General features: G+C 43.9%; 9 protein-coding genes. 5 read left to right on the forward strand and 4 right to left on the reverse strand.

Going from position 1 to position 9,967, the window contains the following annotated elements; translation table 11 throughout:
- Nucleotides 1-183 precede the first annotated feature (183 nt).
- Both dbpA and AB4298_RS01935 read right to left on the reverse strand, forming a co-directional pair.
- Nucleotides 184-1,593, reverse strand: coding sequence for an ATP-dependent RNA helicase DbpA (gene dbpA, locus AB4298_RS01930; RefSeq protein WP_283107242.1), 1,410 nt, complete (start codon nt 1,591-1,593; stop codon nt 184-186).
- A gap of 575 nt (nt 1,594-2,168) precedes the next feature.
- Nucleotides 2,169-2,378: a YheV family putative zinc ribbon protein gene (locus AB4298_RS01935; protein ID WP_371985563.1), complete on the reverse strand. Its 210-nt coding sequence runs from the start codon at nt 2,376-2,378 to the stop codon at nt 2,169-2,171.
- A gap of 152 nt (nt 2,379-2,530) precedes the next feature.
- Between AB4298_RS01935 and AB4298_RS01940 the strand changes: the two genes are divergently transcribed.
- The gene (locus AB4298_RS01940) at nt 2,531-4,441 is read left to right on the forward strand and encodes an ABC transporter ATP-binding protein (RefSeq protein WP_371985564.1); all 1,911 of its coding nucleotides are present in this window, start codon (nt 2,531-2,533) and stop codon (nt 4,439-4,441) included.
- A 72-nt stretch (nt 4,442-4,513) separates the two neighbouring features.
- Nucleotides 4,514-5,023 carry a TIGR02444 family protein gene (locus AB4298_RS01945; RefSeq protein ID WP_371985565.1) on the forward strand — a complete coding sequence of 170 codons (510 nt, stop codon included), beginning with the start codon at nt 4,514-4,516 and terminating at the stop codon, nt 5,021-5,023.
- Nucleotides 5,024-5,122: 99 nt separating this feature from the next.
- Here the strand turns inward: AB4298_RS01945 and AB4298_RS01950 are convergent, their stop codons facing one another.
- Nucleotides 5,123-6,709 (reverse strand): GMC family oxidoreductase, encoded by a 1,587-nt coding sequence (locus AB4298_RS01950; RefSeq protein ID WP_371985566.1) that lies wholly within the window; start codon nt 6,707-6,709, stop codon nt 5,123-5,125.
- An 87-nt stretch (nt 6,710-6,796) separates the two neighbouring features.
- Nucleotides 6,797-7,312, reverse strand: a complete 516-nt coding sequence (locus tag AB4298_RS01955) for a TAT leader-containing periplasmic protein (protein WP_248998767.1) — start codon at nt 7,310-7,312, stop codon at nt 6,797-6,799.
- Between the two features lie 178 nt (nt 7,313-7,490).
- Between AB4298_RS01955 and AB4298_RS01960 the strand changes: the two genes are divergently transcribed.
- The 3 genes from AB4298_RS01960 (at nt 7,491) to AB4298_RS01970 (ending at nt 9,775) form a co-directional block, all read left to right on the forward strand.
- Entirely contained in the window at nt 7,491-8,471 is a 981-nt protein-coding gene (locus AB4298_RS01960) for a hydrolase (RefSeq protein WP_371985567.1), read from the forward strand.
- Nucleotides 8,465-8,719 carry a YheU family protein gene (locus AB4298_RS01965; RefSeq protein ID WP_371985568.1) on the forward strand — a complete coding sequence of 85 codons (255 nt, stop codon included), beginning with the start codon at nt 8,465-8,467 and terminating at the stop codon, nt 8,717-8,719. The genes AB4298_RS01960 and AB4298_RS01965 overlap by 7 nt, the downstream gene beginning before the upstream one ends.
- 168 nt (nt 8,720-8,887) lie before the next feature.
- Nucleotides 8,888-9,775: a phosphoribulokinase gene (locus tag AB4298_RS01970; RefSeq protein ID WP_248998764.1), complete on the forward strand. Its 888-nt coding sequence runs from the start codon at nt 8,888-8,890 to the stop codon at nt 9,773-9,775.
- The last annotated feature ends 192 nt before the right edge of the window (nt 9,776-9,967 follow it).

Consider the following 9,967-nt stretch of genomic DNA (forward strand, 5'->3'; position numbering starts at 1 on the left):
ATCCATGGGCCTTGGCATAAGTGCTCCAGACACAAATACCAAGGCTAACCATCCATGGGCCTTGGCATAAATGCTCCAGGCATAAAAAAAGCAGCGTTTATACGCTGCTTTTTTTATGCCAACAATGGCCATTTTCGGAGTAAATAAAATCTAATTACTTACTCCAAAAACAAAGAATACGAGTTAACGCAATTCCCATGCACGGTATGAACGACCTTTTAACTTGCCGTTAGTAATTTTATGCAATGCCTTTTTAGCCACCTTACGGTTAACTGCAACATAAGCTCGCATATCAGTAATTTTAATCTTACCTACTTCGCTACCTTGAATGCCATCTTCACCAGTCAGGGCACCTAAGATATCACCTGGACGTAATTTCTGCTTTTTACCACCATCAATTTGCAAGGTAGTCATAACAGGCTGTACCGGGAAAGTATCTAACAAATGCTCAGACGGAAGTGCTTCATTAACAATGTCACGCTCTAGATAATCTTCAAGTAGCGCAATTTTGTAACCATCTTCATCGTTATAGAAAGTGTGCGCCGAACCTTTACTGCCGGCACGACCCGTGCGGCCAATACGGTGAATATGCACTTCAGTGTCGTAAGCCACGTGATAGTTGATCACAGCATCAAGCGCATCGATATCAAGGCCACGAGCTGCGACGTCAGTCGCTACCATGATAGACACACTCTTGTTAGCAAACTGCAGTAGGGTTTGATCACGATCGCGCTGCTCAAGATCGCCATGTAGTGCAACTACACTAAAGCCATCGTTCTTCAACTGCGCAGCCACGTCTTTAGTTTCGCGCTTAGTATTACAAAATACTACCGCACTTTCTGGACGGTACTGCAGTAACAATAATTTAAGCGCGCGCATACGATCATTGTTATTACCGACTTCATAGAAGTGCTGGTCAATGGTACTAGTTGCATGCGTTGATGCCACTTTCACCATCACAGGTTTGAACATGATTTTGTCGGCAATAGATTGGATCTGCTCAGGGAAAGTCGCACTAAATAGCAAGGTCTGACGTTCGATTGGCATACGTTCCATGATGCCTTCAAGTTCAACCTGAAAACCCATTTCTAGCATACGGTCGGCTTCATCAAGCACCAAAGTCTGTACGTTTTCAAGATCTAAACGGCCGCGATCTAAGTGGTCGATAATACGACCTGGCGTACCCACAATAATGTGCGCACCGTGCTCTAAAGAACCAATTTGTGGCCCCATAGGCACACCGCCACAAAGTGTTAGTACTTTAATATTATGAATGCCGCGTGCTAGCGTACGGATCTCTTTAGCTACTTGATCTGCAAGCTCACGCGTTGGACACAACACCAAAGATTGAATGCGGAAACGTTTAACGTCTAACTTGTGCAATAAGCCCAAACCAAACGCAGCAGTCTTACCAGAACCCGTCTTACCTTGACCAATAACGTCTTCGCCATTAAGGATCGCAGGCAAGCTTTGCGCTTGAATTGGGGTCATTGAGTCATAACCCATAGTTTTCAGGTTATCTAGCAGTTCAGCTTTCAGATTTAGGCTTGAGAACGGCGCTTGAGCATCGGTATTTGGGACTGTTTGAGTCAAAGTATCTTTCCTAAGTATGCACTGCTGGTTAGGGCGGTTTTCCCTATAGGACTCGATACCTTTATCAAGGCGCTCAAATCGTGCTTTGCAGTGATCTAATCATGGTGACAAGGCTCCAAATCAGCTGGAGCAAAAGTTGTCGTTTTCTATCGATATAAATTATAGCGCGCTATTGTAGCAGTAATTCTTTTAGTTGCAGCATGCTCAATAAAGGATAACGAAGAAATATCCTCTATCCCTGACCTTAACCCGCTTGAAAGCCATATTTAGATAGCCACTTATGCCAATTGGTCATGAAGGTATGCTTGATTATTAAAAGCGGCCACAAAAAAGCTGGCAATGTATACCAGCTTAATTTTAGTCAGAATGCTCATTGCTGCACTAAAATTCGAATTGATATGAATATCATTAAACAACTGACTCTAAATATTTTGCCACGCCACGCTGCGTTAGCAAAAAGCACTAAGGCTAAACCCGCAAAGTTTACACCAGCAAGCAGACAGCATACATGTGATTACACTTTACCAAAAAGCGGTATTTAACGATGACGATTTTAAGCCCCAGACTCTTCATTGTTAGTCAGGATTAAATACTCCAATAACGGCGCCACTGGCTTTTTTAGCGACTTTTTCTTCTGTTTGCTGTTCACGGTAATCACAATCGACACACTCTACAGTTTCGATACCATTCTCTTTAAATAATACGATTGACTCTTTTGTCTGACACTTAGGGCATTTAGCGCCGGCAACAAAACGTTTTTTCACTTTTTTAGTTGTTATTGTCATGATTTAAATTCCTATCCATCTATATCGCCATTTTGCCACAAAAGTCGCATCAAGACCGTACTTTTCTAGCTTCTGCCATAGAAGTATCTAGCGGTTCTGGGCTATCATCTGTCCCCAATATTTACTGTTACTCTGACTTTAAGCCGACTTCAATGATCACCATCACTCAAGCTCAACTCGTTCGTGGCTCAAAAACCTTGCTCGATGAAACTTCATTAACTGTCTATCCAGGACATAAAGTCGGGCTTGTCGGTGCCAATGGAAGCGGTAAATCTTCGTTACTTGCCCTTATCTTAGGCAAAATAAGCTTAGATAAAGGTGACTTCAGCATGCCAAGCGGATGGCAACTTGCTACCGTTGCTCAGGAAACCCCTGCACTAGAAGTCTCTGCAATTGAATATGTCATTGATGGCGATGCCGAATATCGAGAGTTAGAAACACAGCTGCACGCAGCGCAAGAAGCTGATGACGGCCATAAAATTGCACTACTACACGGCAAAATAGACGCAATTGGCGGTTATGCTATTCATTCACGCGCTGCAAGCCTGCTAGCAGGTCTTGGGTTTAGTGAGCAAGAGCAAAGTAATCCAGTTAAGAGTTTTTCCGGTGGTTGGCGCATGCGCCTTAACTTAGCGCAGGCGCTATTATGTCGCTCGGACTTACTATTACTCGATGAACCGACTAACCACTTAGACTTAGATACCATGTACTGGTTAGAAGGCTGGATCAAAGCTTACCAAGGTACGCTCATTCTGATCAGTCACGACCGCGACTTTATTGATGGTATTGTCGATGAAATCGTGCATGTAGAGAACACCAAACTTAACTATTACAAAGGTAACTACACCTCGTTTGAGCGTGTTCGTGCCGAGCGTATGGCTCAGCAGCAAGTGGCCTTTGAGCGCCAACAAAAAGAACGTGCCCATATGCAGTCTTTTGTTGACCGTTTCCGCTATAAAGCCAGTAAGGCTAAGCAAGCTCAAAGTCGCTTAAAAGCTCTTGAACGTATGGCAGAACTGCTACCATCTCAAGCTGACAGCCCGTTTCATATGGCATTTAGAGAGCCGGCAGCACTACCAAACCCGCTAGTAACAATGGAACAAGTTTCTATTGGCTACGGTGAAACCGAGATCCTTAAAAAAGTGCACCTAAACTTGGTGCCGGGAGCCCGCATTGGTCTACTTGGGCGTAATGGCGCGGGTAAATCGACATTAGTGAAATTACTGTCTGGTGAGCTATCACCAATGCAAGGTAAATATGAAACCAACCCAGGTTTAAATATCGGTTACTTTGCCCAGCATCAGCTGGAATTTCTCAGTTTAGATGACTCACCACTGCAGCACATGGTGCGTTTGGCACCAACGACGACAGAACAAGAGTTACGTAACTTTTTAGGCGGTTATGGCTTTAACGGCGATATGGCTCTTGCGCCTGTAAGACCTTTCTCTGGTGGTGAAAAAGCTCGTTTAGTATTGGCGCTGTTAGTGTGGCAACGCCCTAACCTATTGCTACTCGACGAACCAACCAACCACTTAGATTTAGAGATGCGTCATGCATTAACCATGGCACTGCAAACTTTTGAAGGTGCAATGATTATTGTATCGCATGATAGACACTTATTACGCCTAAGTTGTAGTGACTACTACCTTGTCGATCAAGGTGAAGTGAAAAGCTTTGAAGGCGATTTAGATGATTACCATCAATGGCTACTCGATGCGGCTAAAAATGCAGGTAAAGAAGAAGCGGTTGAAACCAGCACGCCAATTCAAGACAAGAAGTTACAAAAGCGCTTAGAAGCAGAACTAAGACAAAAACTGTCGCCGCTGAAAAAGGTACAGACTAAGCTAGAGAAAGATCAGAAAAAAGCCAATGACCGCTTAAAAGAGCTAGAAGAAATGTTGGCCGACACCAGCCTCTATGATGCCGACAATAAAGCCAAACTGACTCAGGTGCTTAGTGAGCGAACCACTTTGACTCAGGGTTTGGAAGAGAGCGAAATGGAATGGCTTGAGATCCAAGAAGAAATTGAAAATATTGAACAAAGTGTTCGTGAAGAAGTCTGATAGGTAACGACATAAGGGAAGCAATGCTTCCCTTTTTTATAACTCACTTTTTGCGCAACTTTTTGAATATGCATGAAACGTAAGCTCGATAGGCTTGCGGTAGACGGAGCTTTTCATATGACGCTACCAGGTAGTTTTAACCCCAGCTTTTATCAGCACCTTTGGCAAGATTGTGATGTCATCTATATCCAGCAACAGACCATTTGCTTAGCACTGCAAGATGACCACCAGCTCAACGTAAACTTACTACTATTGGCTCTATGGCTTGATAGCCACCATCAACGACTTGCTTCATCAGACTGGCAGCAGCTACAGCAGGCTCTACTCAGCTGGGAGCAAAGACTATTATTGCCTTACCGTAAGCTGAGACGCTTAAGCAAAGCCGTACTTGAACAGGCTGAATATCAACAAATGCTGGATGTCGAGTTAATGTTAGAACGCAAGTCTCAAGCTAAGATCCTCATAGCACTCAAGCCTATGGTTCTAGATGAAGTTTACCCTGCTGAAACCGATAGCAATGTGAGTCGCTACTTGGCGCTATTTAACCTTAATAGCCAAGATTACTCCAGTCTAAACCAATAACTAGCGGTATTCATAAGTTGTGAAATAAGTGTTTAATACAGATCTAAAAAGGCGAGCTCTGCTCGCCTTTTTAGCCATACCAAGCTATACCAGTACAAATTAAGCCGTCAACTTTTCAGCCAAGCGAGTCGCATTTCTAGCAGTAATACCATAAATAGACAGCTGTGGATTTGCTCCTAAGCTAGTAGGGAAGATAGAGCCGTCCATTACAGAAAGGTTCTCGAAGTAATGTGACTCACCAAAACTATTAACCATAGAAACTTTTGGGTCTTCACCGAATGGGCAGCCGCCCATCACGTGGGCAGAAGCCACAACGGTTTTCAGTGGCGCTAATTCCATCTCATTTATCGCGCTTTTGGCCTCCTTCCAACTCGACAAATAAGGCATTCCTTCGCTAATAGGTAATACTTGCTGCGCACCAGCGGCAAATTGTAATTCAGCCATGCTGGCATAGGCACGCCTTGCTGCCCGCCAAAAGGCGTCTGTGAGCGGATAATCCAACGCAAAGCCATGCTCGGTCAATTTCACTTGGCCGCCTTGGCTATTTTCATGGTAACCATCACGCACCAAAGCAATCGTCACTTGTAGTTGATTAAATTTCGCCATCAACTCTGCATGGCTTTTACCGTAACCAATGGTTTTTGAGGCAATCAAAATTGGATGAATGGGAGGGACTTCGAGCTTATAACCTAGCTCTCCATCAGCGCCATTTTGCCAGACAAACTCATCAGAATAAATCGACTGTGGAGCGCCACTATGGCCATTTATCGGGTCGCTAAACACTGCGCCACTAAGTAAAGTGGGGTGTAAAAAAGTACGTTTACCGATTATCTCATGTGGGTCTGGTAGCTTAGAACGCAACATGATTGTTGGTGTGTGAATGGCTCCTGCCGACAAAATGTAATGCTTAGCCTTAAACATAATTTCAACCGGTAAAGGCTTCATATTGCTATCTACCGCTTGCGCTTTTATAGCAAAGATTTTGTCCTTATGATACTCAAGCTTAATTACTTTCGCCTGACTAACCAATGTTGCCCCCGCTTCAAGAGCCGCTGGAATCGTGGTCACTAACATCGACTGCTTAGCATTAACTGGGCAGCCCATGCCGCAATAGCCGGTGTTCCAACAACCTTTAACGTTACGCTTAATAACTGTGTGTTCCCAACCCAATTGCTCACAGCCTTGCTTTAGTGCTTGGTTATTTCGATTGGGCTCATAAGCCCATTTACTGATATTGAGTCGCTGCTCCATTTTCTCAAACCAAGGATCAAGCTCAGCTCGAGACAGCCCCTCAACAGACTTGACCTGTGCCCAGTAGTTAAGCGCAGGCTCGGGAGTGCGAATTGAAGTGGTCCAATTAACTGTAGTTGACCCACCCACTGCCCGACCTTGAAAAATACCAATCGCTTTATCTGCGGTCTTCATCCCTGCAGCTTGTTGGTATAAGTCAGGATAGGCACGGCGCTCTTCCATATTAAAGTTGCTAGATGATTTAAGCGGACCACCCTCAACAATAATAACTGATAAGCCTGCTCGGGTAAGGATCTCTGCTGCAACACCGCCACCAGCGCCACTGCCAACAATGACCACATCGGCTTCTAAGGTTTGGTTTTCATTGAGCTTAGCCGCATTTATATGCGCCCAGCCAGAATCCAGTCCTTTTACAATAGGATCTTCAATGGCCATAAACGCGTCCTTTATTCTGAGTTTTTATTGTCTGCGCCCGCTTAGTTAGCACCTGTATTAATAATGCCGAAAGTATTCCAATTAACATCACTGCATATCCTCTAAAAAGCTAGGTTTAGCGTAATGCAATCGACTCCAGTGCTCGGGGCTCGAGTAATAACTGGCCATCACCAGCTCTCGTAAACCCTGATAGGCCGTGACCATCATATCAAGATAACTTGTACGCCAACTTTGCAGCATATCAATGAGTTCAGATTCGTTACGCATCATTAACGGCGTAACACTTCCTGTTAGAATAAGCAGCCCCAAACGTCCCTCAAGCATGTTGAGTAGCTGTTCAAGTTCCGCTTGGCTATCTTGGGGGAGAATCGAAATCGTGTGTTCTATCGCGTCGAGTGTACGATTAATCGCATCGCGTTTTAATGTTGCGACATCAGGCAGAGCGCCATCTAAAAAAACGGGCAATAACACACTAAATAACAAACGATGCTTGTCATCTAGCTCTTTATTGACCGCGATATAGTCTGAAGAGCAGTAATTCACTCCCAACGCTAAGCAGGCAGTCCCTGCTAATGCGGTTGTAATAAAAGTCCGTCGTTCCATCGCGTCCTCTATTTCTAATCATTATGTTTTGGCGCTCTAGTTCGTCACTCATCCAGATTGCATAGCCACTTACAACTCGAAACAAAGTCATTAAAATGACCGATTTCAATCTATGTTACACTCTGACGACAACAACAATTAAACACACGTTTTAATTTTCAGCAATAGCCAAATTATTATGAGCCAAATATTTTCGCCACCTTGGTGGGCTAAAAATCCCCATATTCAAACGATTCTCCCTGTACTGACTAAAGTGGACAGACCTGTATTACAACGTGAACGCTTGGAACTTCCCGATGGCGATTTTATCGATCTCGACTGGCAAGGAACACCTGAAGCTAAACAGCCGATTTTAGTGATTATCCATGGCCTTGAGGGCAGTGCTGAGTCTCACTACGCACTTCGAATCTTAGCCGCTAGCAAGGCATCAGGTTTATGTGCTGTAGTACACCATCATCGTAGCTGTTCAGGGGAGTTAAACCGTCTTCCACGCGGATATCACAGCGGTGATACTGAGGATCTCCATTGCACACTACAACACTTAAAAAGCCATTTCCCAAATAACTCTTTGCTAGCCGTTGGCTACAGCCTAGGCGGCAATGTACTGATAAAATATCAGGGCGAGCAGCAAGAGTTGAGTTTGATTGATAAAGCCGTTGCCATCTCTGCACCATTACAATTAGGCTCTTGCGCCAATCGCCTAGAGAAAGGCTTTTCAAAAGTGTACCAGAGCTACCTTATTAAGCAGCTACAACAAAAAATGCACGGTAAAGTCGCAAAGCCTGAATTAAGCACATTAATGCCAATTAATAAGCATGACATTGATAGCCTCACCACCTTCTATGCATTCGATGATAAAGTCACAGCACCTCTGCATGGCTTTGATGGTGTAGATGATTACTATAATCGTGCCAGCGGTATGCCGTACTTAAGCCGCATCACTAAGCCAATATTAGTGATCCACGCAAAAGACGACCCCTTTATGACTGAAGCGGTAATCCCTGCTAGAGAGCAACTTTCACAACAAGTACAATATGAACTCCACGAAAATGGCGGTCACGTAGGCTTTATCGATGGCGGTAGTCCATGGCGACCACGCTACTACCTTGAAAAACGCATTTTAAACTTTTTAATCTCATTGGAAAAATCACCATGTTAGTGCCTTATGAGTCTTTAGCTCAGTTATCTAGCGAGACTTTTGACAACCTTATTAAAGAATATCTTATCAGCCAAGTTGAAGATGGCAGCTTTTCTGGTGACGGCGAACACAGCATGGAAAGAGCAATCATTCAGTGTAAAGCAGCACTTAAGCAAGGCGTTCTCGTTGTCGAGTACAGCGAGAAAGAAGAATCTATTGGTATTAGACGCAAAGAAGATATCGTTGTCCAAGATTGGCAACAGGATTAATATCAAGTAGTAAAAGCCTGCTCTTGGCTTGGGCATAGATTGACCTGAGCCAAGTGAAGCCGTATAAATGAAGGTTATAAGCGCAACCCTCTTACCTGAATAACGATAATTAGTCGTAGCTTTGGCTAACATGCAGGTGAAGCAAACTCTCTTTCTTTGGGTAAAAAAATGTCAGCGAAACATCCAATTATTGCAGTAACAGGCTCCTCTGGCGCAGGCACGACGACAACGACAACTGCTTTTAATCATATTTTTAGACAGCTGGGCATTAATGCAGCCATTATTGAAGGTGACAGTTTTCATCACTTTACTCGCCCTGAAATGGCGGTAATGATCCGTAAAGAAAAAACTGAAAACCGTAATATCAGTTACTTCGGTCCAGAAGCCAATGACTTCAAACGTTTAGAGCAATGCTTTAACGATTACAGTAATACTGGCCAAGGTGAAACTCGCGCTTACCTGCATACATTCGATGAGGCTGTGCCATTCAATCAAATGCCCGGAACGTTTACTCAATGGCATCCATTACCTGAAAATACCGATATGCTCTACTACGAGGGCCTTCATGGTGGTGTAGTTACCGATGAATGTGACGTTGCTCAGCATGTTGACTTACTCATAGGTATGGTGCCAATTGTAAACCTAGAGTGGATCCAAAAAATCATCCGCGACACATCAGAACGTGGCCATAGCCGTGAAAAAGTGATGGACTCTATAGTGCGCAGTATGGACGACTATATTAACCATATGACGCCACAGTTTTCTCGCACTCATATCAACTTCCAGCGAGTACCAACCGTTGATACTTCAAACCCATTTAGCGCTAAGAGTATTCCGAGTTTAGATGAAAGCTTTGTAGTGATCCGTTTTCGCGGGATTAACAATGTAGACTTTCCCTATTACCTCAGCATGATCCAAGGCTCTTTTATGTCTAGGGTAAATACTCTTGTAGTACCAGGTGGCAAGATGTCACTAGCAATGGAGCTAATCCTCACTCCACTGGTTAAAGATTTAATGGATAAGCGTTCACAGCTAATCTCGCCGGAAATTGAATAATTCTTTTGTAGAGGCCCAGATCTTAAGATTAGATTAAGCCTGTATATGTAGACTTCAGTCATCGGGATTTCAGGCGAAAGAACGATAAGTTAGCATTCCCTTGAAGGTGAATTCCCCCATCTTGATCTGTTCATTTTCTTGGGATTGCTAGCTGACCTTACCTTGTAAAACGTCCCTTAAAAAATGAATTCC

The organism is Shewanella sp. 10N.261.52.F9 (assembly GCF_041471165.1).
Classification (GTDB): domain Bacteria; phylum Pseudomonadota; class Gammaproteobacteria; order Enterobacterales; family Shewanellaceae; genus Shewanella; species Shewanella marinintestina.

Coding starts and splice junctions, on each gene's coding strand:
- AB4298_RS01965 (WP_371985568.1), top strand. CDS start 8,465: ATGTTAGTGCCTTATGAGTCTTTAGCTCAGTTATCTAGCGAGACTTTT.
- AB4298_RS01955 (WP_248998767.1), bottom strand. CDS start 7,312: ATGGAACGACGGACTTTTATTACAACCGCATTAGCAGGGACTGCCTGC.
- AB4298_RS01960 (WP_371985567.1), top strand. CDS start 7,491: ATGAGCCAAATATTTTCGCCACCTTGGTGGGCTAAAAATCCCCATATT.
- AB4298_RS01935 (WP_371985563.1), bottom strand. CDS start 2,378: ATGACAATAACAACTAAAAAAGTGAAAAAACGTTTTGTTGCCGGCGCT.
- AB4298_RS01970 (WP_248998764.1), top strand. CDS start 8,888: ATGTCAGCGAAACATCCAATTATTGCAGTAACAGGCTCCTCTGGCGCA.
- AB4298_RS01945 (WP_371985565.1), top strand. CDS start 4,514: ATGAAACGTAAGCTCGATAGGCTTGCGGTAGACGGAGCTTTTCATATG.
- AB4298_RS01950 (WP_371985566.1), bottom strand. CDS start 6,709: ATGGCCATTGAAGATCCTATTGTAAAAGGACTGGATTCTGGCTGGGCG.
- AB4298_RS01940 (WP_371985564.1), top strand. CDS start 2,531: ATGATCACCATCACTCAAGCTCAACTCGTTCGTGGCTCAAAAACCTTG.